We start from the raw sequence: 24,227 nt of genomic DNA, 5'->3' as shown, positions 1-24,227 counted from the left end.
CAGTCCCCTGTGCTTGAATAGTGGCAGCGCTGCCCGGCCTTGCAGCGCCAAGAATGGCTCAGGCCGGTCTTCTGGCTTGGAGTCGTCTGCCTCGGCACGCCTTCCCGGCATGGCAGCCAGTGGCATGTGTGCGCGGCATCGTCCTTACAGCGTTGGGCACGCGGCGGATTTGCACCGCCTTCCCGATTCTCCCGTTGCCATTGCGGCAGCGGGCACCTGAGGGGCGCGATGATAGCAGCCGGCACTCTGCAGAGTGCTTAGGAACCTCTGCACGAATCCCCGCGCCGTGGGCACCTGCGGACTCGGGCAGGCTGCTGCGTTGCAAATCCTCGCAATAGCACCGGCTATTGCTGCGTTTTACGCCTTGCATCCCATCCCGATCCGCAGTGCCTACTTGCCGCTCGATTCGTGCAGAGGTTCCCTACGCAATGAGCGCCTCCAGCACGCCCGGTGCGAAGTGCCGGGCCGCGCCATCCGCCAAGCCGTCAAACACGCTGTCCAGCGTGGGCGCCCGGGCGCCAAACAGGGCCTGCAGCACGGCGGCGTCCTCGAACAAACCGTGCAGGTACACGCCCAGCACATTGCCCGCCGGGTTCTGCCAGGCGATGCCGGGCACGATCTCGCGCGCCACGTCGCCCTTGGCGGCCATGGCGGGGTGCTGGGCCGTCTGGCCGTGGTGGATTTCATAACCCTCGGCGCGCACGCCCGAGAGCGGACTCCAGGCACCTGCAAGCGCCCCGAACGCCGCCGAGGTGCGCCGCACCGTCTTGGCGGGCTCGAACACGGTGACCAGCGGCAGCAGGCCCAGGCCCGGCGCATTGCCGTCGATGCCCGCCGTGTCAATCAGCGCTTCGCCCAGCATCTGCAGGCCTCCACACACGCCCAGCACGGTGCCGCCCTGCCCCGCGTGGCGGGCAATGGCCTGGTCCAGGCCTTGGGCGCGCAGCCAGGCCAGGTCGGCGGCGGTGGCCTTCGAGCCGGGCAGCACGATCCAGTCGCTGGGCCGCAGGCCCGCCACATCGGCGGGGCTGCGCACCCACAGCAGGCGCACGCCGGGCACGTTCTTGAGCGGCTGGAACTCGTCCAGGTTGCTGATGCGCGGGTAGGCGATGACTGCGACCGTGGTGTGCACCGCGCCGGCCGCCATGCTGCGGTCGTCAAAGACGCCATCCTCCTCGGGCAGGCCGTGGTGCCACTGCGTGGGGATGGTGGCCACGGTGGGCACACCCGTCAGCTCCTGCAGCATCTGCGGTGCGGGTGCGAGCAGGCTGGCATCGCCCCGGAACTTGTTGAGCACAAAGCCCTGGATGAGCGCGCGTTCGTCCTCGGGCAGCAGCGCCCAGGTGCCGTAGAGGTGGGCAAACGCACCGCCCCGATCGATGTCGGTGACGAGCAGGCAGCGGGCCTGCGCATGGCGCGCCACGCGCATGTTCACGATGTCGCTGGCGTGCAGGTTGATCTCGGCGGGCGAGCCTGCGCCCTCGATCACCACCACCTCGTTCTCGGCACGCAGCGCGTCCAGCGCGGCGGCGATCTGCGGCCAGACGCGCTCGCTGCGGCCGCGCCAGGGCAGCGCCGTCAGCTCGGCATGCACCTGGCCCATCAGCACCACCTGGCTTCGGGTGTCGGCCTCGGGCTTGAGCAGCAGGGGGTTCATGCGCACCTCGGGCGTGGCGCGCGCGGCCAGGGCCTGGAAGTACTGGGCGCTGCCGATCTCGCCCAGTGCACTGCCGGGGGCGGGCACCACGCGCGCGTTGTTGCTCATGTTCTGCGCCTTGAAGGGCGCCACCTTCAGGCCCTGGTTGCTGTAGTAGCGGCACAGCGCAGTGGTGAGCCAGCTCTTGCCGGCGCCGCTGGTGGTGCCCAGCACCATCACGCAGCGGGCCAGCGGCGGAGAAGTCTTCGCGGTCATGGCAAGGGACGGACCATGCGGTCCAGGATGTGTTCGAGCGCCGCCGCAGCATCGGTGCAGCGGCCCGTGTGCACGGGCGAGGTCTGGATGACGCCGCTGCGCCGCGCCGTGAGCCAGTGGAAGCGCGCGCGGTACGGCAGCTGCGCAATCGGCCCGCAACCCGGCTCGCCCGCGCAGATGGCCACGATGGCGCCCAGGTGGCGGCGCACGGTGTCGAGGTCGGCATGGGGGTCCAGCGCCCGCAGGCGTGCTTCGTCCAGCGCCATGGCGGCCTGCAGAAAGCCCGTGCGCTGGCACGAGACGATGGCGCCCGCGTTGATGAACTCTTCGCGCTCCACGCGCGGCACCACGCGCACGATGGCGTAGTCGTAAATCTCAGGCGCGTGCATTGGCGGCCTCCTGCAACGCATGCACCCAGGTTGTGCGCCCGGCCAGCCGTGCGCAGAAGTAGTCCCCGTAGGCCTGGCGGTGGCTTGCCGGGGCCGACAGCGGCCCTTCCGCGTGGTCGGCGCCTGCCAGGGCCAGGAACTCGTCGGGCACCTCGGCCAGGATGGCCGCGACCACTTCGGGCGTGAGGCGGGCGGCCAGCTCGGCGTCCACCGCGGCCAGCGCCGTGGCCTGCCCCAGCAGCACATGCTCGGCAATGGGCGCGAAGGGCTTGGCCGGCTGGGCGACGGCGCCGTTCCACGCATGGTGGAAGGTGAGCGCCGCGCCGTGGTCGATCAGCCAGGGCTGGCGGTGCCACACCAGCAGGTTGGTGTTGCGGGCGGTGCGGTCCACATTGCCGACCAGCGCATCGAACCACACCAGGCGCGAGGCGAAATCGGCAGACACCACGTCCACCGCCGGGTCGAAGTTGAGCGCGCCCGACAGGTAGTCCAGCCCCACGTTGAGGCCGCCGCTGGCGCGGACCAGGTCCTGGATCTCGGGGTCGGGCTCGGTCTGCGCGAGCATCGGGTCCAGCTGCGCGAGCACGATCTCGGGCACGGGCAGGCCGAGGGCGCGGGCGATGCCGCCCGCAATCATCTCGGCCAGCAGCGCGCGCACGCCCTGCCCCGCCCCGCGGAACTTGAGCACGTAAAGGCCCAGGTCGTCGGCTTCGACCACCGCGGGCATGGAGCCGCCCTCGCGCAGCGGCGTGACGTAGCGGGTGATTTGGACAGTTCGCACCACAGGGATGTCTTTCATGCAGATGGGACGGGCATGGTACGGTGCTCGCGCGGCAGGGCGTTCCAGGCGGCGCGCAGCGCATCTTGCGCGGCCGGCGGCAGCACGCCCAGGCGCACCGATCCGGCCAGGCCAAAAGAGGTGCAGTCCCGCAGCTTGATGCCGCTGCGCCGCAGGGCGGCCAGGGCCTGCTGCAACGCGGACAGGTCACCGGCCGTGTCGGGCTGGGCACAGAAATAGTTGGCCAGGCTGCCGGCGTGGACCGACCAGCCCAGGTCGATGCACAGCGCCTCCTGGCGCGCCTTCCAGCTGCGCAGGGTGTCCAGGCTGTACACCCGCCACCGCTGCACGCTGGGCCGCACCCAGGCCTGCAGCAGCGCCACGCCGTGCGCGCCCACCGGCCACGCGGGCGCCAGCGCGTCCAGCGCCTGCACCTGGGCATCGCCGCCCGCCGGCGCGATGGCGTAGGCCGCGCGCACGCCCGTCATGCCCAGCGCCTTGTTGGGCGTCCACAGCTGCCAGCAGTCCGCCCCGTGGGCCACCAGCGCGGCCGACCACGGGGCCGCGGCATCCAGGCGCAACGGCACATAGGCACAGTCCACCACCCGCCACGCGGGCGCCGCAGCCGGGGCGGCCGCAGCCCAGGTGCGCACCACGGGTTCACCCTGGCCCAACGGGCTGGACGGCTCGCAGGCCCATTGCAGGGGCGCGGGGGAGTCCGCCCGCAGCCGCTCCACGGCCAGCCCCCGCGCCTGCGCCGCCCGCGCGTATTCGCCAAAACCGTGCAAGGGCACGGCCACGTGCCGCGCCCCCTGCTGGGCCGCCAGCGCGGTCACGCGGTGGATGAACTCGCTGGCGCTGGCAGCCAGTACCACCCGGTCCGGTGCCACGCCATGGAACGCCCCCAGGGCCTCGCGAAGCGCCGCGTAGCCCGGGTCGGGGTAGTGCCGCGGGTCCGCCGACTGCACCGCGTGCAAGGCTTCCTCGCAGGGCCCGGCAGCGTTGCTGTTGGTGGAAAAGTCGTGCACCGGCACGCCCAGCGCGTCCGGCCCGCCATGCACGGCGTTCCATCCTGTTTCCGGGCTCGGGTTCCCTGCCGTCATGCAAATTTCCCTTCCATCCACCACACCAGCCCCTGCAGCAGCGCCATGAGCGGCACGCACGCCACCACCACCGCCTGGCCGATGCGGGCCGCCCGCCGCACATCCAGCGGGCCGGCGCGCCGCCCGTGCCCGTGCAATGTGTACACGCCCGGCTTGCCCAACCGCACCCCCAGCGCCAGCGCCATGGCCGCCATGGGCCAGCCGCTGTTGGGCGACGGCGTCTTGCGGGCCTGGCGCACCAAGGCACGCAGCCTTACGCCGCCGGCCACCAGCGCCACCAGGGCTGCCGTGATGCGCGCCGGCACCCACGACAGCACATCGTCCGCCCGGGCCGCCCATTTGCCCGCCCACTGCCAGTACCGCCCGCCCCGCATACCGGGGTAGCCCCACATCGCGTCTGCGGTGTTGGCAAAGCGGTAGAGCGCCGCGCCCGGCAGGCCCAGCAGCGCGAACCAGAAGAGCGGCGCCACCACGGAGTCGTTGAGGTTCTCGGCCAGCGACTCGACGGCCGACTCGCGCACCTGCACCGCGCTGAGTGCACTCACGTCCCGGCTCACCAGCCGCGCCAGCTGGGCTCGGCCGGCGGGCAGCGACTGGCCCAGCGCCACCTCCACCGCCAGCACTTCATCGCGCAGCATGCGCCAGGCCAACAGCGGCTTGAGCAGCACGCCCACGGCCAGCCCGGCCACGGCCGGCGGCAACAGCCTCCACGCCAACTGCTGCACCGCCAGGGACACTATCAAAACAATAGCTGCCAGCGCACACCAGGCAAGCGCTGCAAGCCAAAAACGCTTGAAATCCTGCGCCACAGGGATCTGGGGCGCCAGCCGGTCTCCCACCCGCTGCAGCGCCCGCCCCATCCACACCACGGGGTGCAGGGGCGCGGGCGGCTCGCCCAACCATCGGTCCACCAGCAGGGCCAGCAACGGCGCGGCCATCCACCCCAGCGCGGCAGGCCAGCCGCCGCCGCTCAGCAGGGACGCGAACCCGGGCTCAGCCATGGCGCGCCTGCGCCCCGTCAGAAAGCCATGCAGCGCGGTGCGGCACGTCAGTCCTCGATGCCGCGCTGCGCGGGAATGCCCGCCTTGAACGCGTGCTTGACCATCTGCATCTCGGTCACGGTGTCCGCCAGTTCAATGATCTCGGGCGGGCAGCGGCGGCCGGTGAGGCACACATGCACCTCCTTGGGCCGCTCGCGCAGGGTCTGCAGCACGCCCTCCAGGGGCAGCCAGCCGTAGATCAGCGGGTAGGTGATTTCGTCGAGCACCACCAGGAAATAATCGCCCGAGAGGATGGCGGCGCGCGCCTTCTCCCAGCCTTCGCGGGCCAGCTGCGCGGAGTGGTCGAGGTCCTTGCTCTTCCAGCTGAAGCCATCGCCCAGCCCCTCGATGATGGGCCCCCACGGTTGCTCACTGCGTGTAGCGCCCTGCCCCCCAAGGGGGCCGTCGTCCGGCTTGGGGCGGCCCGGCGCCGTCCGGAAGGCCTCCAGCTGCTCGAACGCGCGGTGCTCGCCAAAGCGCGCAGTGGGCACTTTCATGAACTGGAAGATCTTGACGGCCTTGCCCCGGCCGTGCGCGCGCAGCGCCAGACCAAAGGCGGCCGTGCTCTTGCCCTTGCCGTCGCCGGTGTTGACGATGACGATGCCCCGGCGCTCGCCCTCGGCTTTTTCATAGCGCTTTTCGGTGGGTGGGGTTTCAATCTGCATGGTGTTCATTCTTTCCTTCGGAAAAGGGGCGGCTCGGCTGCAGGCTGGGCAGCGCCATCCACAGGCCGTCGAGATGCCGCACCCGGATGCGGTGGTCAAACACCTGCTCCAGCGCGGCGTGCGTGGCCGCTGCGTCGCTGGCGCCCTGGTGCAGCACGCGGCCGCCGGCCATCACCACCAGTTCGTCGGCCTGCAGCGCCAGCGACACCTCGTGGAGCACGCTGACCACGGTGCCGCCGGCCTCCACCAGCGCCCGCACGGTGTGCAGCCAGTCGGTCTGGTGCGGCGGGTCGAGGTTGGCCAGGGGCTCGTCCATGAGCAGCAGCGGCGCCTGCACGGCCAGCGCCCGCGCCAGCAGCACCCGCTGGCGCTCGCCGCCTGAGAGCTGCGACAGCGGGCGGTCGCGCCAGTCCCAGGCCTGCGTGGCACGCAGCGCCTGCTCCACCGCGGCGTGGTCGGCGGCACTGGGCGGGGCCAGCCAGGGCTGGTGCGGCAGGCGGCCCAGCAAGGCCACGTCGTAGCTGGACAGGTCGTCGGGCGAGCCTTCGTTCTGCCCCAGCCAGGCCAGCTGCCGGGCGCGTTCGCGCGCGGGTAGCTGCGCCAGCGGGCGGCCGAACAGCTGCACCTCGCCCTGGACTACGGCGCGGGGCAGCAGCCCGGCCAGCGCCTTGAGCAGCGTGGACTTGCCCGCCCCGTTGGGGCCGACGATGCAGGTCCAGCGCCCGGCCGGCAGCGCCAGGTCGACGGCCTGCAGTATGGGGCGATTTCCGATGCTGACGCTGATCTGGCAAGCGCGGACAGCTATGGAATTCATAGTGAGCCCCCCTGCGCGCTGCGGCGGTGCATGAGCCACAGCAGGTAGGTTCCGCCCAGCGCGGCCGTGAGCACGCCCACCGGCAGCTCCTGCGGCGCCAGCACCCAGCGCGCCAGGATGTCGGCCGCCAGCAGCAGCACCGCGCCCATGAGGCTGGCGAGCACGATGTGCCGCTCGTGCGTCACGCGCACGATGGAGCGCACCAGGTGCGGCGCGGCCAGGCCCACAAAGGCGATCAGCCCCGTCTGCGCCACGGCCGTGCCGGTAGCCAGCGCCATGGCCGCCACCAGGCCGGCGCGCATGGGCGCCAGCGGCAAGCCCAGGCTGGCAGCGGTGGACTCGCCCAGCGTGAGGCCGTCCAGCGCGCGCGCCAGCATCCACGCCACCAGCATGCACAGCGCCAGCGCACCGGCCATCATTGCGCAGGCGGCCCAGCCGGCGAAGGCGGTGCTGCCCAGCGTAAAAGCCTGCATGGCCTGCAGGATGTCGGGCGAGGCCAGCTCCACCAGGTCGCGCAGCGCCCCCAGCACCACGCCCACGATCACGCCTGCCAGCAGCAGGCGCAGCGTGTGCTGCACGCCCCGAGCCAGGATGAGCGTGAGCACCACGGCGCCCGCCGCGCCCAAAAAAGCCATGCCCGTGATGCCGATGCGCGCCAGCCACTGCGCCGCCACCGGCGACACGCCGAACAGCGCCATGGCCACCGCCCCGCCCAGCGCAGCGCCCGAGGCGCTGCCCAGCAGGTACGGGTCGGCCAGCGGGTTGCGAAACAGCCCCTGCGCCACCGCGCCCGACAGGCCCAGCAGCGCGCCCGCCAGCCAGGCGCCCAGCGTGCGCGGCAGGCGGATGTCCCACACGATCTGCCAGGCCACCGGGTCGCCGTGCATGCGCAGCACGCTGTCAAAACCCGTGCTGCCCACGCTGGCGCCGCACACGGTCAGCACAGCGCTGGCCAGCAGCAGCCACGCCGCACACCAGGCCGCGCGGCGACGCGCCGACCCCGTGGGCAAATCGATGGATACGCCGGTCATGAAGCCTTGTCCGAAAGACACCGTGCCATGAGGCGAGCCGCCTCTGCCATGCGCGGCCCAGGGCGCACCACCACGTCCGAATCACCCGGGCCGAACACGCACAGCCGGTTTTCGCGGATGGCGCGCATCGTGGCCCAGCCGGGGTACGGCACCATGGCCTGCATGCTGCGGTTGCCGATCATGATGATGTCGGGGTTGGCGCGCACGATGAACTCGGGGTTCAGGCGCGGAAACGGGCCGAGCGATGCGGGCACCACGTTGCGCACGCCCAGCCGGGTAAGCGTCTCGCCGATGAACGACGCCTCGCCCGCGGCGTATGGCCCGCGGCTGACCTCGAAATACACCCGCGCATTGCGGGCCCGGGGCGGCAGGGACTGCGCCGCCGCCAGCACCCCCGCGTCGATCACGCGCCAAAGGCGGTCGGCCCCTTGCGCACGGGGGACGCCCAGCAGATCGCTCAGAACGCCCAGCACGCGGCGCACGTCGGCATGGGTCTTGGGCTCCAGCTGCACCACGGTGAGGCCCAGCGCCTCCAGCCGGTCGCTGGCGCGCGAGCTGACGGACATCAGCACCACGTCGGGCTTGAGCGCGACGATGGCCTCGATGCTGGGGTCCAGCCCGCCTCCCACCTTGGGCAGCTTGCCGACCACATCCTCGGGCCAGTTGGAATAGCGGTCCACCCCCACCAGGCGATGGCACTGCTCCAGCGCGCACACGCTCTCGGCCAGCGACGGCAGCAGACTCACGATGCGCTGCGGGGGGCGGGGCAGCGAGACCTCGCGGCCCTTGTCATCCCGAATATGCACAGGTTGCGCACGCGCCAGCCCGGCCATGAGCAAGCCCAGCAGCACCAGGATGGCGATCACCCACAGGATGCGGCGCACGGGGGTTGGTTTCATAGTTCTAACTCAGCGTATGGGTAGCCGTCTGCACGAGGCAAAGCGCTCGAAACTGGCGTGCACAAAACCGGGGCCGCCGTGCAAGGGCCGCCAGCCGGCGGTGCGGCGCTTCGCTTGCGTGCACGGGCGGCGGTCCCTTCCCGCGAAGCGAGAGAGGGGGAAGGCGCGAAGCGGCTCAGGGGGTGTTTCATTTCAGCTTGAGGGGCAGGCCGGCGGCCATCAGCGTGACGCGGGGGCACACCTGGGCCACCTGCTGGTTGAGGGTGCCCAGCGCATCCACGAAGGCCCGCACCTCGCGCCCCATCGGGATGACCCCCAGGCCGATTTCGTTGCCCACCAGAACAACGGGCCCGGGGGATTTCCGAACTGCTTCCAAAAACATAGCTGCTTGCGCTTGCCAGTCAAGGGCCAGGGCCTGTTTTTGTTCAAAACTCATGGCTTCCACACCCAGGGGCATGGTCCAGTGGGTGAGCCACAGTGTGAGGCAGTCCACCACCAGCAAGGTCTGCGGCGCGCCGAGCCGCGTGAGCGCTGCGGCCACGTCGTGCGGCTCCTCCACCGTCTGCAGGCCGGGCACGCGCTCGGCCCGGTCGCGCTGGTGGCGGGCGATGCGCGCGCGCATCTCGTCGTCCCAGGCCTCTCCGGTGGCAATCAACACCGCGCGGTGATCGGCCGACTGCGCCAGCCAGTCGCGCGCCAGCAGTTCGGCGCGGCGTGACTTGCCGCTTTTCTGGCCACCCAGGATCAGTTCGGTGGTGATGGAGGGCACAGCCGCTGTCATGGTGGGGCCCCGCCCAGCAAGTACGCCACGGCCTCGGGGCTGGAGGGGAACCACGCGTGAAAGTAGCTGGCGTGCAGACTGCCTTGGCGGTACAGCGCCTCGCCCGCGTCGGGCGACACGGCCTCGTTGGGTCGTGCCGTGCGAGCCACCACGGGGGCGCTGCTGTCGCTGGTCGAATAGTGAAACGTGTGGCCGCGCAGCGTGTGGCCCGCCACGGTCAGCTGCTGCGGCCCCAGGGCCGCCAGGCGCTTGTGCAGGGTCACGCGGCCCGGCAGCAGCCCCCACAGCGGCGCCACGGCGCCATCGGCCAGGGTGATGGAGTCAAACAGCGCCATCATCCCGCCGCACTCGGCCCACAGGGGCCGGCCGGCGGCCACGTGCGCACGCAGGCTGGCCTGCAGGCCGGTGTTCGCCGCGATCTGCGCCGTGTGCAGCTCGGGGTAGCCGCCGGGCAGCCACACGGCGTCGCAGGGCGGCAGCGCCGCATCGTGCAGCGGCGAGAAAAGCACCACCCGCGCACCCATCTGCTCCAGGCACTGCAGGTTGGCGGCGTAAACAAAGCAGAACGCCGCATCGCGTGCGACCGCCACCGTGCGGCCCGCCAGCAGCGGCGGCACCGGTGCGGTCTGGGCCGGCGCGGCGAAATCCACCGCCCAGCGCTGCAAGTCGCCGGCGGTCATCTGGCCCAGCGGCGTGGCCTCCAGCGCGTCGGCGGCGGCATCCAGCCGCTGCAGGCTGTCCTGCAGCTCGTGCGCGGCCACCAGGCCCAGGTGCCGCTCCGGCAGCAAGGCAGCGCCCGCAGCGCCGCCCCCCGGCGCGACGCGCAGCAGCGCGCCCATCCAGTCGGACGGGTCTTGCAGGCCTTCGCGCAGCATGTCGGCATGGCGCGCACTGCCCACGCGGTTGGCCAGGATGCCCGCCCAGGGCAGGCCCGGGCGGTAGTGGCGCAGCCCAAACGCCAGCGCCCCGAAGGTGCCGGCCATGGCCGAGGCATCGGCCACCGCCAGCACCGGCACGCCAAAGCGCTGCGCCAGGTCGGCAGCGCTGGGGGTGCCGTCAAACAGCCCCATGACGCCCTCGATCAGGATCAGGTCGCATGCCTGCGCCGCGGCGTGCAGCCGCTGGGCGCAGTCGGCCTCGCCATTCATCCACAGGTCAAGCTGGTGCACGGCCGCGCCGCTGGCCAGCTGGTGCCAGTGCGGGTCCAGAAAATCCGGTCCGCACTTGAACACCTGCACCCGCCGCCCCTGGCGCGCATGCAGGCGCGCCAGAGCCGCAGTGACAGTGGTCTTGCCCTGCCCCGAGGCCGGGGCTGCGATCAGCAACGCGGGGCACCTGGTCATTTCAGCAACCCCGGGGAACACATGCCCAGCATGCCGATGAAACTGGCACGCACGAAACCAGTGCCACCGTGGAACTGGCTCCGCCAGGCCACGGGTGGCGTCCCCCCGTGGGGAGAAGGCGCGCAGCGCCTCAGGGGGGGCGTCATTGGGGTGCCCACTTGATTCCGACGTATACCGTGCGGCCCGCGGTGGCATAGGTGCGCGCGAGCTGGTAGTCCTTGTCGGCCACGTTGTCGATGCGCGCGAGCAGCGTGGTGTCGCGGGCGATGCGGGTGCTGGCGTACAGGTTGAGCAGGGTGTAGCCGCCCAGCACGTTGGTGTTGGCCGCGGTGTCGAAGCGGCGGGCCGAGGCCTGCACTTCGGCGCCCAGCGTCCAGCCCGCCCAGCGGGTGTCGGCGCCCAGCGTGGCGTGGCGCTTGGCGCGGCGCGCCAGCTGCTTGCCGGTGTCCAGGTCGCGCGGGCGCTGCAGGTCGATGGAGCCGTGCAGCGTGACGTCGCCCAGGCGGTGCGATCCCGCGAAGGTCACGCCCTGGTATTCGGCCCGCGCGGTGTTGGCGTAGCAGCCGAATTCCGAGGCGCAGGTGCCCGGCCCGGCAAACGAGATGAGGTTGGTCAGCCGGTTGCGGAACAGCGTTGCCGAGAAGGTGCTGCTGCCCTGTGCGTAGCGCAGCGCCACCTCGGCATTGCGGCTGCTTTCGGGGCGCAGCGTGGCCACGCCGTACTCGCTGAAGCGGTGGTACAGCGTGGGCGCGCGAAAGCCCGTGCCCACCGAGGCCGTGGCCCGCCACTGCGGCGTGATCGCGTAACCGTAGGCCACGCTGCCGGTGGTCTTGCCGCCGAATTCGCTGTCGGAGTCATGCCGCACATTGAGCTGCACCGTATGCCCGGCCGCGTTGTAGCCATAGCCCAGGGCCACGGCGTCCTGCGAACGCTTGGCGTCGATGGGCGCGTTCTCCAGGCGGTCTTCGCGGCGTTCCAGCGCGGCCGTCACGAGGTGCGGCCCCTGCCGCCATTCGTTCTGGAAGTAGTAGCCGCGCAGGCGGGTGTCGCTCAGGTACGGCGATGGCCGCGTTTCGTACTCATCGCGCGAGTCGGTGATGGACAGGCGCGTCTTGTAGGCGCTGCTCCACTGCGCGCTCCAGTTCAGGCCCAGCGCGTGCATCTGGTGCAGGCTGCGGTCGTCCTTGCCCAGGCCGTTGTCGTAGCCGCTGTTGGTGTCGTTCACCATCAGCGTGCCTTCGAGCCGGTGCACGGCGTTCAGTTGCAGGCCCACGCGGGCGTGGCCCGCCGTGGAGCGGTAGCCGTCGCGGTCGGGGTTCTGCGTGGACACCGTGCGGGCGTTGAAGCCCGTGCTGTTCTCGCGCTCCAGGCCCAGCGCGTAGTCCACCGTGCCGCTGGCGCCGCTGATACCGGCCTCCACCTTGGTCGTGCCGTGGCTGCCCACGCCTGCGCCCACGTAGGGGGCGGTGCCCTTCTCGCCACGCTTGGTGAAGATCTGCACCACGCCGCCCAGCGCGTCAGACCCGTACACCGCGCCCGCGGGGCCGCGCAGCACTTCGATGCGGTCGATCAGGCCCAGCGGAATGCTCTCCCACGGCGCACCACCGGTGGACTGCGAATCCACCCGCACGCCGTCGATGAACACCGCCGTGAAGCGCGACTCCGCGCCGCGCAGATAAACGCTCGTGGTCGTGCCAGGCCCGCCATTGCGCGCAAACTCCACACCGGGCAGACGGCCCAGCAGGTCGGCCAGGCCGGTGGCGCCGCTGCTCTCGATGGTTTCGCGGTCCACCACGGAAATGTCGGCCACCAGATCGGTCAGCGGCTGCGGGCTGCGGGTGGCAGCCACCACGGTTTCGGCCAGCGAAGGCGTGCGCAGGTTCTGCGCCAGCAGTTCGCCGCCGGCGGGCGCGGCCTGCGCCAAGGCGCTGCAAGCGCTGCCGGCCGCCAGGGCCAACAGGGCCAGGCGCGGTGCAGCCGGGCACAGCCGCGCAGCGGAACGCGCGCGAAGGGTACGGAATGTCATGGGAATCAACGTCAACAAACAACCCGGGCCGGCCTCCCGCCAGCATGTGGGTGATACAGCCGCGAGCCGCTTCCTCCAAGAAGCGCAAGCGACCACCGTGTTGGCCGGTATCCGGGCTGGCGGAACGCCCTCCAACGCCTTCCCAAGCGCTTGTTCAAGGCACTCAGTGGCTTGTGGTTGGAGAGAGAGTCGCAAGGACTCGTCCGCTGACCGTTGCGGGGGCAGCGCAGGCTGGGCCGGCCCTGGTGGGCGAGGCCTCCCTGCTTCCCGTTGAACTGCAGCATGTGAACCACACCGCGAGCACCAACAGTGGGATTTTACGGCTGTTTACAGCCCACAACCCTACAATCGAGGGTTGTATGGCCACACCGTCCCCGTCCACCACCGACCAGATCGCCGAACGCGTGGAGCGCCTGCTGCTGCGCCATGCCGAGTTGCAACGGACCAACGCGCTGCTCGCGGAGCAGGTGGCGGCCTTGACGCAGGAGCGGGACTCGCTCAAATCCCGCCTCAGCGCCGCGCGCGCGCGGGTGGACGCCCTGCTCGAACGCCTTCCCCCGGCCGCCACCCCGGTCACGAAAGAAGCCGAATGAAGCAAATCGAGGTGCACATCCTGCAGCAAAGCTACCTGCTGTCCTGCCCCGAGGGGCACGAGAGCCGGCTGCTGGAGGCCGTGGAGCGCGTGGACACGGCCATGACGCGCATCCGCGACGCTGGCAAGGTCCGTGCGCGCGAGCGCATCGCCGTGCTGGCGGCACTGAATCTCGCCTTTGAGGTGGCTGACCGCGAGGCTGCTGCGCCGGTGGCGCCAGCCCCCGCCGCAGCCCCAGCCCTCCATCAGGAGCCCGCGCTGACAGACGGCGACGAACAACGCCTGCGCCACCTGGTCCATCGCCTGGACGAAGCCCTGGGCGACGACGGTCGCCTGCTCTGACAAGCCTTCGCTCGGCCGCAGGATTTTTCGCAGCCCGGCGTCTGCGGCCGAAGCGTGGCGCTTGCCGCACCTGTCGGCGTGGGTTTGCGCAGATCGGTTCCTGCAAGATGGCTTGGCAGCGCCTACAATGGGCAGGTCTGCGAAGCTGCTGGGCTTTATATTTCCTTGAACCAATGCTCCATGAGCTCGGGCTTGGTACATCGTCCGGTGAGCGTGATCATCTCGCGTCAGATGAACCCAACGCCAGGCTGCCCTCGCCCACCTGAACCCCCGGTTCAGGATGACGGCTCGGTGGCATTCGCAGACACCCTCTTCCCTCCCTGCCGCCGCAGTGGGCCGGACCGCCAGATGGCCCGGCTCCGACCGCGGGCGGCAGCCGATCCGCACTCTCGCAGACTTTGCCGGTGGTTGCCCCATGCTGGACCCTTTCCTGATCATTGAACTTGGCGCACTGGGCTTGGCCACAGGCTTTCTCGCAGGCCTGCTGGGCATCGGCGGCGGCATGCTGCTGGTGCCGTTCATCACCTACATCCTGGGCGCACGGCAGGTGGCCCCCGACCTGGCCGTGAAGATGGCCATCGCCACCTCCATGGCGACGATCATGTTCACCTCCATCTCCAGCGTGCGCGCGCACCACCGGCGCGGCGCGGTGCGGTGGGACATCGTGAAACGCCTCGCCCCCGGCATTGTGCTGGGCGGGTTTGTCGCCAGCCTGGGCGTGTTTGCCCTGCTGAAGGGCTCGTTCCTTGCGATCTTCTTCGCCCTGTTCGTGAGCTTTTCAGCCTTCCAGATGTTCCTGGACAAGAAGCCTGCGCCCACCCGGCAGATGCCCGGCGGCGCCGGACAGGTGGCCGCCGGAGGCGTCATCGGATTTCTGTCGGGGCTGGTGGGCGCCGGCGGCGGCTTCGTGAGCGTGCCCTTCATGGCCTGGTGCAATGTTCCCATCCACAACGCCGTGGCCACCAGCGCAGCCCTGGGCTTTCCCATCGCGCTGGCCAACGTGGTGGGCTATGTCGCTGGCGGCCAGCATGTCGAGGGCCTGCCTGCTGCGTCGCTGGGCTACGTGTGGCTGCCGGCCCTGGCGGTCGTTGCCACCTGCAGCGTGCTCACTGCCCCGCTGGGCGCCAAGGCGGCCCACAGCCTGCCGGTCAAGCAGCTCAAGCGCGTGTTCGCATCCCTGTTGTTCGGCCTGGCTGCGTACATGCTCTGGAAGGGTCTCGCGGCGCTCTGAGCCAGGGCCGCAGCGACTGCTGCGGCGATTGCATCACCCCTGCACGGGCCGGCGGCGCCCCTTGGCCTTTACCGGGCGGGGCTGCTGCGCCAGCAGCGCGCGGAATGCCTCCGCCGGCAGGCCCGGCGCGCACAGGAACCCCTGGTAGTGGTCGCAGTGCATCTGCTGCAGCACGGCTTGCTGGGTGGGTGTCTCCACCCCTTCCGCCACCACCTCGATGTGCAGCGCGCGGCCCATGCTGATGATCGCGCTCACGATGGCGCGGTCCCCCTCGTCGTCGGGCAGCCCCCGCACGAAGGACTGGTCGATCTTGAGCTTGTGCAGCGGCAGCTTCTTCAGATACGCCAGGCTGGAGTACCCCGTCCCGAAGTCATCGATGGCCAGGCCAATGCCCAGGCCCGCCAGCACCCGCAGGCGCTGCTCCATCTCCTGGGCGTCCTGCAGGAGCAGGGTTTCCGTCAGCTCCAGCTCCAGCAGCGTGGGAGGAAGCTGGTGCACCGCAAGCAGGCGGGTGATCCGGTCCACAAAATCGGGCTGGCGGAACTCCAGTGCCGACACGTTGACGGAGATCACGATGGGCGTGCCGCCGTGCATCCACACGGCGGCCTCGCGCACGGCCTGCTCCATCACCCAGGCTCCGAGCGTCACGATGTAGCCCGATTCCTCGGCCAGCGGAATGAACTGCCCCGGCGACACGGCGCCAAACTCCGGGTCGGTCCAGCGGATCAAGGCCTCGGCACCGGTGATGCGGCCCGTGACCATGTTGACCTGGGGTTGGTAATGAACCGCCATGCGGCCCAGCCCCAAGGCCTGGCGCATGGCATGCTCCATCTGCATGCGCGACAGGAGGTTGGCGTTCATCTGCGGCTGATAGAAGCCGTAGCTGCCCCGCCCACGCTCCTTGACGCGGTACATGGCGGTGTCCGCCTGCTTGATGAGCTCGTCCAGCGTGGAGCCGTCCTGCGGGTACAAGGACATGCCAATGCTGCACTGGATGGAAAACCCCATGCCGTCGAGCATGAACGGCTTGAGCATGTCGTCAAGAATGCGCCGCGCCACGCTTTCTGCGACCTCGGCACCGCCACCGTGCAGGTAGATGACGAACTCATCGCCACCGAGGCGGCACAGCATGTCGGTCTGGCGCAGGCACGCCTGCAGGCGCTCCGCCACGAGTTGCAGCACGCGGTCGCCAAAGGGATGGCCCAGGGAGTCGTTGATGATCTTGAAACGGTCGAGATCCAGGAACAGGATGGCAAAGCCGGTATCGCTTTGGCGCGCCCCCTGGATGGCAGTGTCCACGCGCTGCGACAGCAGCAGCCGGTTGGGCAGGCCCGTGAGCACATCGCTGTAGGCGAGCTCTTCGATGCGCTTCTGGGCTGCGTGCTGCAGCGTCAGGTCACGCATGAAGCCGATGCTCTGCACCAGCCGGCCCTCGTCATCACGCAGCGCCACCCAGGACAGCTGAACCGCGCAATACGCGCCGTTGTCCCGGGGAAGCCACAGCTCCCCCTCCCAGAATCCCTCCTGCGCCCAGCCTTGCAGGACCTGTTCCATGAAGGCTGCATCCAGATTGCCGCCGAACAGCGATGCCGCCATGCGCCCCTCGAAAGTCTTGGCCGTGGGGCCGACCAGCCGCTCGCACCCGGGGTTCATCCGCAGGATGCGGTGCTGGCTGTCGGCGATGAAAATCGCGTCGAGGCTGGATTCAAACACGCGGGCGGCCAGGCGCAGGCTTGCCTGGATCTCGGCCTGGCGGGTAACGTCGCGGAACGAAAACACCCGCCCCGCAGGCTCTCCACGGCTGAACTGCGGCACCGTCCGCAGCTCCAGCACGGCGCCGTTGCGCAGGGCGACGATATCGTTGCTTTCTTGCGCGGGTTCCCGGGCCAGGGACGCCAGGCGCTCGGAGTAGGCGCGCTCATCTTGCACCTGCGCCCGCATGTACGCATAAACGGCCGCATCGTCCCGTTGCACCAGCAATTCCTGCGGGAGCCCCCACAACTGGGCAAGGCGCTGGTTGAACGCCCGGATGCTCCCATCCAGCCCGCACACCAGCATGCCGTCGGCCGCGGAGTCCAGTGTGCCGCGCAACTCCGACAACAAGGTTTCGAGTTCGCGCTCGGTCGCCTCCTGGACGCTGCGGTCCAGCATGGTCAGCATGAACACGGTGCTGGCCGCTGCGTGCGCCGGCACCCGCACCACCCGCCGGTCCACCGGCAGCAGCGACCCATCGGCACGCAACAGCAAGGTGTGGGAATGAATGCCCTGCGCAATCACCGTGGCCGGCTCGGCCCAGAACGCATGGTCCTGCGGGGTCGCTGCCAAGCTGAGCACGGACGCTCCCACCATGGCAGCAGCGGGCAGGCCCGACAGCGCCTGCGCCGCGGCATTGGCGTACAGGATGTGCAGGCTGCTCTCATCCACCAGCCACACGGCTTCCTGGAGTCCATCCAGCCAACCGGGGGCCTGCGAAACCGTCACGGGTGCCCCTCGGGCGAGCCGGTGAGGACTGCCCGCTCAAAAAAGTAGCAGATGCGCCGCCGCGGAGAGAGGTAGTCCAGCGCATCGCGCGGTAGCTGCGCCGGCTTCAGGCTGCGCCGAATACCCAGCTCCGGCACGGTTTCCAGGTCCAGGATCGGCGCCTCCTCCTTGGGAACCCGCGAATCGTGAACGATGACCTTGGGCCGCAGCGGACGGGACGAGTTCACCGACGCCACGATGGCGTACCGGTCATTGACCAGCTGGACGACAGACCCCGGCGGGTACACCCCCATCATGCGGATGAAGGCCCCCAGCACCACGGCGTCGAACCGCGGCTTGAGCTGCGCAAAAATGACCGACAGGGCTTCGTGCGGCGTGAGCGCATCCACGCCGTTGGCAGGGTTGCACATGCGGTCGTAGTGGTTGACCAGCGCCAGCACCTGGCTTGCGCGCGCCAGGGCTGGCCCCTGCAGGCGCTGCGGGAATCCGCTGCCGTCGGCCATCTCGTGGTGCTGCGCAATGGCCTTGAGCACCGGATCGGACAACCCCATGCGCGTGCCCAGCGCCACGGACTCTGCCACATGGGATTCGTAGCGCGTGCGCTCCATGGGGATCATGGACACGGTGGGGTGCCGCAGGTTCGGCGGCAGTTTCAGCTTGCCCAGGTCGTGCAGCAGCGCTGCAACGCCAAGGTCCTGCAGTTCCGCGCTCTGCATGCCCAGCGCCCGCCCCAGGAGCAGCGAAATCACCAGCACGTTGATGGGGTGCAGGGCGCTGCGCTCGCCCACCCCTTCGGACAGCAGCCGGATGACGGAGTCCCCGTTTTCGAGCAGTTCGGCCACGCACGAAGCCACCAGCGCGTCGCCACTCGCCCGCGCCTGGTCGGGGTGCTCGACAACGGTGCGCTCCAGCGCGTGGTACTGCCGCGTCGCAGCCCCGAACCGCTGATCGCAGGCGGCCAGCGCCCGGTTCTGGGCCTCCAGCAATTCGCGCCTGCGCCGGGCTTCGGGATCAGCGGCTGCCTGGGTCGCGCCCGCTTCATGGGTCCCGGCCGGGGCCGGCTCCGCCATGTCCGCCACATTCCATGCGGCGGGTACGATTTCCTGCAGGCCCGGATCACTCTTCTTGGGGAAATACCGCACCTCCGCCAGTCCGAGGCCGCGCAGCGTGGCAATCTGCTCTGCCGACGCGATGCGGAAACTGCTGACAGGAAACGGATGGTGCATCCAGCCCACATCGAGCTGGATGTACATGCCGACCCGCAGTTGGCTGATATCAATGAGGATGGAGGAGTTCACGTCCGTGCGTGTGAAACATGGCGACGCTTCTGCCACCAATGGTTACACACATTATCGCCACTTCAAGGAAGGCGCCAGAGCAACTTGCGGCACCTGAGGCAACCCGGCAACAGGGCCTGCCAGCGCCGTGCAGGGCGCCCCGCAGCGCGGGGGACGAGGGGTATTCGAGGAAATGCGGGGTTCCACCGCGGCCGCGAGGGCCTTGCAGCAACCTGACTACCGGCACCAAAGGGATGGCTTGTAGATCAAGTCCATCCACAGCGCCCAGCCCGCCACAGCGCAGAGCAAGGCGCCCGCGACGCGGGTCCCCCAATCGGCGCGCGAAGCGTTGAGGCGGGCCTTCAGCTTTCCCCAGATCCATGGGCCGCCCACGAGCCAGACGCCGCTACCGACGCCAAACAGCGCCATGGTCAGCGCCCCGTCCAGGGCGCCACCACTCAAGGCAGCCACAAGCAGCGCCGAATACAGCAACCCGCAGGGCATCAGGGCCCACAGGAACCCCGCTGCGAGCACACCGCCGGGTGCGCGCACCCAGGGCCGGACCCGGCTCCACACTGAACGCCCTGCCACCTCCACCCACTGGGGTTGGCGGGCCTGGATCACCATCATCAGCCCCCAGGCCATGACCGCCACATGCAGCAGCGTCCACGCAGGGCGCAGCGCCACCGTCTGCTGCGTGAGCCAGGCCAGGCTGTCCATGGCCAGAGCCGCCAGCGCGCCGGCAGCGCCATACCCCGCCAGGCGTCCCAGGTGAAACGCGATGCCGCGGCGGATTACGCCACCCTGCGGCACCCACTGGATGGGGTGCTCCCCCGCTGTCCCACCGGACGTGCCATCACCAGCCTGCCCGACCAGCGCACCACAGGGCGCGGAGCACATGGCCAGGCAGTGCGACCCGCCCACGAGTCCCATCAGCAAGGCGGTGGTGGCAGTCGTCGCGTTCATGGGGTTCAGATGATGCGGGAAAAACGGGCGCGGTTGCGGTCGGCCTGCAGATAGCGGTCAAACACCATGGCGATCCCCCGCACAAAGAACCAGCCCATGGCCGTCACCTCGATCCCATCGGGGCGCAGGGTCACCAGCCCCTGCTCGGCCATGGTTTCCAGCTGCGCCAACTCGGGGCCAAAGTAGCTCCGGATGTCGATGAGCCAGGCCTGCTCCATCGGCTCGAACAGCAATTCGCCCTGGCACATCAATGCCATGATGACCGCGCGACGCACCAGATCGTCACGGGTGAGCGCCAGTCCCCGCACCACGGGCAGACGCCCCTGGTTGAGCAGGTCGTAATACTCGTCGAGCGTCTTCGCATTCTGGCTGTAGGTGGCGCCGACCCGGCCGATGGCCGACACGCCCAAACCGATCAGATCGCAGTCGGGCTGGGTGCTGTACCCCTGGAAGTTGCGGTGCAGGCGGCCCTGCCGCTTCGCAACGGCCAACGCATCCTCCGGCAGCGCAAAGTGATCCATCCCCACGTACACGTAGCCCGCCTCCATGAACGCGTCCAGCGAGCGGGACAGCATGGAGACCTTTCCCGCAGCGGTGGGCAGCTCGGCAGAGATGATGCGCCGTTGGGGCTTGAAGCGCTCCGGCAAATGCGCGTAGGCATACAGGGCAATCCGGTCCGGACGCAACTGCGCGACCTGGGCCAGTGTGCGGTCAAATGACTCGGGCGTCTGGCGCGGCAAGCCATAGATCAGATCGACGTTGACGGACTCGAACCCCAGCGAGCGCGCCGACTCGACCAGCGAGAACACCTGCTCGGCAGGCTGGATGCGGTGCACCGCCTTCTGCACTTCGGGATCGAAATCCTGCACCCCGAAACTCAGCCGGTTGAAACCCAGCTCGGCCAGCAGGGCGAGCCGCTGCGCGTCCACGGTGCGGGGATCGACCTCGATCGAATACTCGCCCCCGGGCGCCAGTGAGAAACTGCGCTTGAGCATCGCCATCAGTTCACGCAGGCCGTCGTCCGACAGGAAGGTGGGCGTGCCGCCGCCCAGGTGCAGCTGGCTCACCACCTGGCCAGTACCGCAGCGGGCCGTGTGCAGATCCACTTCGCGGCTCAGGTACCGGAGATAGACCTCGGCCCTGTCATGGTGTTTGGTGATGATTTTGTTGCAAGCGCAGTAGTAGCATAGCGACTCGCAAAACGGTATGTGCACATACAGCGACAGCGGCAGCGCTTTCGTCATGGAGCCCAGGCGCCGTTGTTCCAGCGCGAGGGCGTAGTCGTCCTGTCCAAAAGCCTCCACGAAGCGGTCAGCCGTTGGATAAGAGGTATAGCGAGGCCCTGGCACGTCAAAACGGCGCAGAAGCTCGGGCGAAACAGCGGTCATGGGCAAATTCCTTGCGTACCTTTTCACTGTGCCGTAAGCTGCGCCCAGCGTCCTTGACCTGAATCAAGCAATGACATAACGCGAACAGCGACAATTTGATGCATGTCAGTCGCCACCCGGCCCATGGGGACCGCCCATCGGCCCGCGCGACGATATGCTCGAAACCCTTATCAGCACCTGTGTCTATGAACCCGCTCACCATCAAAGTCGCCTGCTCCAACTGCAACCTGCGTGAGCTGTGCATGCCGGTCGGCTTGAGCGAGGATCAGTTGCAGCGCATTGATGAAGTGGTGGCCGTGCGGCGCAAGGTGAAACGCGGGGGCACCCTCTTTCGCAACGGCGAGTCGTTTACCTCGCTCTACGCGATCCGTACGGGCTTCTTCAAGACGTGCGTGGCAACGGAAGATGGCCGCGACCAGGTGACCGGCTTTCAGATGGCGGGCGAGATCATCGGCCTGGATGGGATTGTCAACGACCACCACACCTGCGACGCTGTCGCGCTGGAAGACGCCGAGGTGTGCGTGATGCCGTTTGACCGCATCGAGGAGCTCTCCCGCGAGGTGACGGCCCTGCAGCACCACGTGCACAAGATCATGAGCCGCGAGATCGTGCGCGAGCATGGCGTGATGCTGCTTCTGGGCAGCATGCGCGCTGAAGAGCGCCTGGCGGCATTTCTGCTGAACCTCGTGCAGCGGCTGCACGCCCGGGGCTTCTCCCAGTCCGAGCTGGTGCTGCGCATGACGCGGGAAGAGATCGGCAGCTACCTGGGCCTCAAGCTGGAAACGGTGAGCCGCACGTTCTCCAAGTTCGTGGAAGAAGGGACTGTCGAGGTCAAGCAGCGCCATGTGCGCATCCTCAACACCGATGCGCTCAAGCGCATCGTGAACAACCAGCAAGCCTGCCACTGACGCGCCGTCGGCGCTGGGGCCGCAGCAGCCCCAGGCGTCCCGACAACGCCCCGCCCTCTTTCTTGATGACTGCGGGGCGACGGCCTCACCCGCGCGCTCAGGGGCAGGAGGGCGTCTTGCGGCAATCGTCCGGCCGGTCGCCCTCGGGCACCGGGCAGCGATTGAGTTCGAAAGGCGACATTGCCAGCAGGGTGGTCAGTGCGCTGGACACCATGGCAATCCCCCAGAACGCAAAAAACGCGAGGGTGTAGACCCCTTCACGCGAGAGCGCCAGCGGCTGTCCGAACCAGTGCAGGTCCTGCGGATCCACCAGCGCAAAAACCAGCATTTCCATCACAGCCGCCATCAGAAAGGCGGGCCAGGCAATCCACATCAGGCGTTGCGTCCACATTGGTTTGTCTCCTGCAAAAACGCACAAGCAGCCAGTCGCCGGACCAGTGTAATTCAGCGGGGCTGGTCGTGGGCAGGGGTGGCTGCGTGGTTGCGTGCCTTCATGGCGGGGGCCAGGCTTTTTTGCGGCTCGGCCAGCGTCTTGTTGATCTCCACCCCTTGGCGGTAATAGTCTTCCGCCACCACCGGATCAGGACGCGACAGCGCAAGCCACAGCGTGAAGAAGCCGGCAATGATCACGATGACGGGGCCGGCAATGACCAGCCAGACATGGCCAAACTTCCACCACGGTGCTGCGGCAGGGGGAACAGCGCCAAGCGCGTTGCTGGTAGACATGGGCTTACTCCTTCAAGATTGAGATGTTCTGTGCAAGGCACCCGGCACCTGCATCAGTATGCATGCAACACTATCGCGGCACCAGAAAGACTGACTTTTCCGACACATGGTCCGCGGCACCCACGGCCTGGATGTCGAAATGCACGGCGTGCGATCCGGGCGGCACAGAGCCATACGGCACCTGCAAGCGCACCGCCACCCAGCGGGATTCGGCCGGCCCGATCTCGACTTCCGGCTCGGAAGCGACCTCCAGCCCTTCAATGCCCCGCGCCGCAATGCGGTACCGCTGCGGACCTTCGGTGGCGTTCATGATCTGCAGACGGTAGATGTTCTCCAGCTTGCCCCCCGCCACAATGCGGGACAGCGCGGCTCGGTCTCGCACCACGTCCACCTTCAGCGGCGTGCGGTTGACCAGGCTCACCAACATCCCGATGCACAGGGTCGCGAGCACCGCGCTATAGATCAGCACACGCGGTCGCAGCACGCGCCGAAGGATCTGCGACTGGCTCCAGCGGCTGGCGACGCCGTTCTGCGTCGAGAAGCGGATCAGCCCCTTGGGATAGTGCATCTTGTCCATCACGGTGTTGCAGGCGTCCACGCACAGTCCGCAACCAATGCACTCGTATTGCAGCCCTTTGCGAATATCGATGCCCACGGGGCAGACCTGCACGCACAGGGTGCAGTCGATGCAATCGCCAAGCCCCTTGGCCTTGTAATCCACCGTTTTGTTGCGCGGGCCGCGGGGCTCGCCGCGCTGGACGTCATAGCTGACGATCAGCGTGTCCTTGTCGAACATGGCGCTCTGGAACCGGGCATAGGGGCACATGTACTTGCAAACCTGCTCGCGCATGTAGCCGGCGTTGCCATAGGTGGCGAAACCGTAGAACAGCACCCAGAAGATCTGCCAGCTGCCCTGCAATGCCAGCAGCTCTGCGCCCAGCTGGCGGATGGGGACGAAATAGCCCACGAAGGTGAACCCCGTCCAGGCAGCCACCACAATCCAGACCAACTGCTTGAGGAATTTCTTGCGGATCTTCTCAAACGTCCAGGGACCGTTGTCCAGCCGCATCCGGGCACTGCGATCTCCTTCGATCTTGTGCTCGATCCACATGAAGATCTCGGTGTAGACCGTTTGCGGGCAGGCAAAGCCGCACCACAGGCGCCCCGCCACGGCCGTGAACAGGAACAGCGAGAGTGCGGAAATGATCAGCAGGCCCGTAAGGTAGATGAAGTCCTGCGGGTACAGCACCAGCCCGAAGATGTAGAACCGCCGCGCGCCCAGGTCGAACAAGACCATCTGGCGCTGCCCCCACTCAAACCAGGGCAGGCCGTAGAAGACCAACTGCGTCAAGAACACCATGGCCCAGCGCCACCGCGCAAACACTCCGCTGATGGACCGGGGGTACACCTTTTTTTGCGCCTCGTACAAGGAGACGATCTCGGTGTTGGCTGACGCGTCAGGGGCCGCCGGAGCTATCGGAATGACCTTGCGCGCTGGCTCGCTGGGGGGGTTCATGGTTTTCTTAATCCCTTGA

General features: G+C 68.7%; 23 protein-coding genes and 2 riboswitches. Of the genes, 4 read left to right on the top strand and 19 right to left on the bottom strand.

Annotated elements, in window-relative coordinates; all coding sequences use genetic code 11:
* Positions 1-43: 43 nt before the first annotated feature.
* Positions 44-235, bottom strand: a riboswitch (cobalamin riboswitch).
* A 186-nt stretch (positions 236-421) separates the two neighbouring features.
* The 12 genes from LWW96_RS02980 to LWW96_RS02925 form a co-directional block, all read right to left on the bottom strand.
* Positions 422-1,873, bottom strand: a complete 1,452-nt coding sequence (locus LWW96_RS02980; protein ID WP_291484196.1) for a cobyric acid synthase — start codon at positions 1,871-1,873, stop codon at positions 422-424.
* 35 nt (positions 1,874-1,908) lie between these two features.
* Positions 1,909-2,301, bottom strand: coding sequence for a DUF3037 domain-containing protein (locus LWW96_RS02975; RefSeq protein WP_291484176.1), 393 nt, complete (start codon positions 2,299-2,301; stop codon positions 1,909-1,911).
* Positions 2,288-3,082 carry a HipA family kinase gene (locus LWW96_RS02970; protein ID WP_291484195.1) on the bottom strand — a complete coding sequence of 265 codons (795 nt, stop codon included), beginning with the start codon at positions 3,080-3,082 and terminating at the stop codon, positions 2,288-2,290. Before LWW96_RS02970 ends, LWW96_RS02975 begins: the two co-directional genes overlap by 14 nt.
* 14 nt (positions 3,083-3,096) lie before the next feature.
* Positions 3,097-4,182, bottom strand: a complete 1,086-nt coding sequence (locus LWW96_RS02965; RefSeq protein ID WP_291484175.1) for an aminotransferase class I/II-fold pyridoxal phosphate-dependent enzyme — start codon at positions 4,180-4,182, stop codon at positions 3,097-3,099.
* Entirely contained in the window at positions 4,179-5,120 is a 942-nt protein-coding gene (gene cbiB / locus LWW96_RS02960) for an adenosylcobinamide-phosphate synthase CbiB (protein ID WP_291484194.1), read from the bottom strand. Before cbiB ends, LWW96_RS02965 begins: the two co-directional genes overlap by 4 nt.
* Positions 5,121-5,230: 110 nt before the next feature.
* Positions 5,231-5,887 carry a cob(I)yrinic acid a,c-diamide adenosyltransferase gene (cobO, locus tag LWW96_RS02955; RefSeq protein WP_291484174.1) on the bottom strand — a complete coding sequence of 219 codons (657 nt, stop codon included), beginning with the start codon at positions 5,885-5,887 and terminating at the stop codon, positions 5,231-5,233.
* Positions 5,877-6,701 carry an ABC transporter ATP-binding protein gene (locus LWW96_RS02950; RefSeq protein ID WP_291484173.1) on the bottom strand — a complete coding sequence of 275 codons (825 nt, stop codon included), beginning with the start codon at positions 6,699-6,701 and terminating at the stop codon, positions 5,877-5,879. The genes cobO and LWW96_RS02950 overlap by 11 nt, the downstream gene beginning before the upstream one ends.
* On the bottom strand, positions 6,698-7,732 hold the full coding sequence (locus tag LWW96_RS02945; protein ID WP_291484172.1) for an iron ABC transporter permease: 1,035 nt from the start codon (positions 7,730-7,732) through the stop codon (positions 6,698-6,700). Before LWW96_RS02945 ends, LWW96_RS02950 begins: the two co-directional genes overlap by 4 nt.
* Entirely contained in the window at positions 7,729-8,631 is a 903-nt protein-coding gene (locus tag LWW96_RS02940) for a helical backbone metal receptor (RefSeq protein ID WP_291484171.1), read from the bottom strand. The genes LWW96_RS02945 and LWW96_RS02940 overlap by 4 nt, the downstream gene beginning before the upstream one ends.
* Before the next feature lie 187 nt (positions 8,632-8,818).
* Entirely contained in the window at positions 8,819-9,412 is a 594-nt protein-coding gene (locus tag LWW96_RS02935) for a bifunctional adenosylcobinamide kinase/adenosylcobinamide-phosphate guanylyltransferase (RefSeq protein ID WP_291484170.1), read from the bottom strand.
* Positions 9,409-10,755, bottom strand: a complete 1,347-nt coding sequence (locus LWW96_RS02930; protein ID WP_291484169.1) for a cobyrinate a,c-diamide synthase — start codon at positions 10,753-10,755, stop codon at positions 9,409-9,411. Before LWW96_RS02930 ends, LWW96_RS02935 begins: the two co-directional genes overlap by 4 nt.
* A gap of 142 nt (positions 10,756-10,897) precedes the next feature.
* Positions 10,898-12,781: a TonB-dependent receptor gene (locus LWW96_RS02925; RefSeq protein WP_291484168.1), complete on the bottom strand. Its 1,884-nt coding sequence runs from the start codon at positions 12,779-12,781 to the stop codon at positions 10,898-10,900.
* An 84-nt stretch (positions 12,782-12,865) separates the two neighbouring features.
* Positions 12,866-13,104: riboswitch (cobalamin riboswitch) on the bottom strand.
* Between the two features lie 36 nt (positions 13,105-13,140).
* Here LWW96_RS02925 and LWW96_RS02920 point away from each other — a divergent pair.
* The 3 genes from LWW96_RS02920 to LWW96_RS02910 all read left to right on the top strand — a co-directional run bounded on the left by LWW96_RS02920 (position 13,141) and on the right by LWW96_RS02910 (position 14,946).
* Positions 13,141-13,374 carry a DUF904 domain-containing protein gene (locus tag LWW96_RS02920; RefSeq protein ID WP_291484167.1) on the top strand — a complete coding sequence of 78 codons (234 nt, stop codon included), beginning with the start codon at positions 13,141-13,143 and terminating at the stop codon, positions 13,372-13,374.
* Complete coding sequence (locus LWW96_RS02915) at positions 13,371-13,715, top strand: cell division protein ZapA (RefSeq protein ID WP_291484166.1); 345 nt, start codon at positions 13,371-13,373, stop codon at positions 13,713-13,715. The genes LWW96_RS02920 and LWW96_RS02915 overlap by 4 nt, the downstream gene beginning before the upstream one ends.
* Before the next feature lie 415 nt (positions 13,716-14,130).
* Positions 14,131-14,946 carry a sulfite exporter TauE/SafE family protein gene (locus LWW96_RS02910; RefSeq protein WP_291484165.1) on the top strand — a complete coding sequence of 272 codons (816 nt, stop codon included), beginning with the start codon at positions 14,131-14,133 and terminating at the stop codon, positions 14,944-14,946.
* A 33-nt stretch (positions 14,947-14,979) separates the two neighbouring features.
* Here LWW96_RS02910 and LWW96_RS02905 read toward each other — a convergent pair whose 3' ends face one another.
* From LWW96_RS02905 to hemN, 4 genes are all read right to left on the bottom strand, one after another.
* A complete protein-coding gene (locus LWW96_RS02905; protein WP_291484164.1) occupies positions 14,980-17,427 on the bottom strand; it encodes a bifunctional diguanylate cyclase/phosphodiesterase in 2,448 nt (815 codons plus the stop codon).
* Positions 17,424-18,725: an HD-GYP domain-containing protein gene (locus tag LWW96_RS02900; RefSeq protein ID WP_291484163.1), complete on the bottom strand. Its 1,302-nt coding sequence runs from the start codon at positions 18,723-18,725 to the stop codon at positions 17,424-17,426. The genes LWW96_RS02905 and LWW96_RS02900 overlap by 4 nt, the downstream gene beginning before the upstream one ends.
* Before the next feature lie 216 nt (positions 18,726-18,941).
* Complete coding sequence (locus tag LWW96_RS02895) at positions 18,942-19,670, bottom strand: sulfite exporter TauE/SafE family protein (protein ID WP_291484162.1); 729 nt, start codon at positions 19,668-19,670, stop codon at positions 18,942-18,944.
* A 5-nt stretch (positions 19,671-19,675) separates the two neighbouring features.
* On the bottom strand, positions 19,676-21,058 hold the full coding sequence (hemN, locus tag LWW96_RS02890; protein WP_291484161.1) for an oxygen-independent coproporphyrinogen III oxidase: 1,383 nt from the start codon (positions 21,056-21,058) through the stop codon (positions 19,676-19,678).
* Positions 21,059-21,243: 185 nt separating this feature from the next.
* Here hemN and fnr point away from each other — a divergent pair, with 185 nt between their 5' ends.
* Positions 21,244-21,966, top strand: a complete 723-nt coding sequence (gene fnr / locus LWW96_RS02885; RefSeq protein ID WP_291484160.1) for a fumarate/nitrate reduction transcriptional regulator Fnr — start codon at positions 21,244-21,246, stop codon at positions 21,964-21,966.
* A 97-nt stretch (positions 21,967-22,063) separates the two neighbouring features.
* On the opposite strand, the gene LWW96_RS02880 is transcribed toward fnr, so the two are convergent.
* From LWW96_RS02880 to ccoG, 3 genes are all read right to left on the bottom strand, one after another.
* Positions 22,064-22,357: a hypothetical protein gene (locus tag LWW96_RS02880; protein WP_291484159.1), complete on the bottom strand. Its 294-nt coding sequence runs from the start codon at positions 22,355-22,357 to the stop codon at positions 22,064-22,066.
* 53 nt (positions 22,358-22,410) lie between these two features.
* Positions 22,411-22,692 carry a FixH family protein gene (locus LWW96_RS02875; RefSeq protein ID WP_291484158.1) on the bottom strand — a complete coding sequence of 94 codons (282 nt, stop codon included), beginning with the start codon at positions 22,690-22,692 and terminating at the stop codon, positions 22,411-22,413.
* A gap of 70 nt (positions 22,693-22,762) precedes the next feature.
* On the bottom strand, positions 22,763-24,208 hold the full coding sequence (ccoG, locus tag LWW96_RS02870; RefSeq protein WP_291484157.1) for a cytochrome c oxidase accessory protein CcoG: 1,446 nt from the start codon (positions 24,206-24,208) through the stop codon (positions 22,763-22,765).
* Positions 24,209-24,227: the final 19 nt, after the last annotated feature.

The organism is Acidovorax sp., assembly GCF_021287135.1.
In the GTDB taxonomy this organism is placed as follows: Bacteria; Pseudomonadota; Gammaproteobacteria; order Burkholderiales; family Burkholderiaceae_C; genus Acidovorax.
Note: the sequence above shows the minus strand (reverse complement) of the source record. Positions and strands in the feature narration are given on the sequence as shown.

Coding starts and splice junctions, on each gene's coding strand:
- LWW96_RS02980 (WP_291484196.1), bottom strand. CDS start 1,873: ATGGTGCTGGGCACCACCAGCGGCGCCGGCAAGAGCTGGCTCACCACT.
- LWW96_RS02875 (WP_291484158.1), bottom strand. CDS start 22,692: ATGTCTACCAGCAACGCGCTTGGCGCTGTTCCCCCTGCCGCAGCACCG.
- LWW96_RS02950 (WP_291484173.1), bottom strand. CDS start 6,701: ATGAATTCCATAGCTGTCCGCGCTTGCCAGATCAGCGTCAGCATCGGA.
- LWW96_RS02910 (WP_291484165.1), top strand. CDS start 14,131: ATGCTGGACCCTTTCCTGATCATTGAACTTGGCGCACTGGGCTTGGCC.
- LWW96_RS02915 (WP_291484166.1), top strand. CDS start 13,371: ATGAAGCAAATCGAGGTGCACATCCTGCAGCAAAGCTACCTGCTGTCC.
- cobO (WP_291484174.1), bottom strand. CDS start 5,887: ATGCAGATTGAAACCCCACCCACCGAAAAGCGCTATGAAAAAGCCGAG.
- LWW96_RS02965 (WP_291484175.1), bottom strand. CDS start 4,182: ATGACGGCAGGGAACCCGAGCCCGGAAACAGGATGGAACGCCGTGCAT.
- LWW96_RS02940 (WP_291484171.1), bottom strand. CDS start 8,631: ATGAAACCAACCCCCGTGCGCCGCATCCTGTGGGTGATCGCCATCCTG.
- ccoG (WP_291484157.1), bottom strand. CDS start 24,208: ATGAACCCCCCCAGCGAGCCAGCGCGCAAGGTCATTCCGATAGCTCCG.
- fnr (WP_291484160.1), top strand. CDS start 21,244: ATGAACCCGCTCACCATCAAAGTCGCCTGCTCCAACTGCAACCTGCGT.
- LWW96_RS02925 (WP_291484168.1), bottom strand. CDS start 12,781: ATGACATTCCGTACCCTTCGCGCGCGTTCCGCTGCGCGGCTGTGCCCG.
- LWW96_RS02935 (WP_291484170.1), bottom strand. CDS start 9,412: ATGACAGCGGCTGTGCCCTCCATCACCACCGAACTGATCCTGGGTGGC.
- hemN (WP_291484161.1), bottom strand. CDS start 21,058: ATGACCGCTGTTTCGCCCGAGCTTCTGCGCCGTTTTGACGTGCCAGGG.
- LWW96_RS02930 (WP_291484169.1), bottom strand. CDS start 10,755: ATGACCAGGTGCCCCGCGTTGCTGATCGCAGCCCCGGCCTCGGGGCAG.
- LWW96_RS02895 (WP_291484162.1), bottom strand. CDS start 19,670: ATGAACGCGACGACTGCCACCACCGCCTTGCTGATGGGACTCGTGGGC.
- LWW96_RS02945 (WP_291484172.1), bottom strand. CDS start 7,732: ATGACCGGCGTATCCATCGATTTGCCCACGGGGTCGGCGCGTCGCCGC.
- LWW96_RS02975 (WP_291484176.1), bottom strand. CDS start 2,301: ATGCACGCGCCTGAGATTTACGACTACGCCATCGTGCGCGTGGTGCCG.
- LWW96_RS02920 (WP_291484167.1), top strand. CDS start 13,141: ATGGCCACACCGTCCCCGTCCACCACCGACCAGATCGCCGAACGCGTG.
- cbiB (WP_291484194.1), bottom strand. CDS start 5,120: ATGGCCGCGCCGTTGCTGGCCCTGCTGGTGGACCGATGGTTGGGCGAG.
- LWW96_RS02880 (WP_291484159.1), bottom strand. CDS start 22,357: ATGTGGACGCAACGCCTGATGTGGATTGCCTGGCCCGCCTTTCTGATG.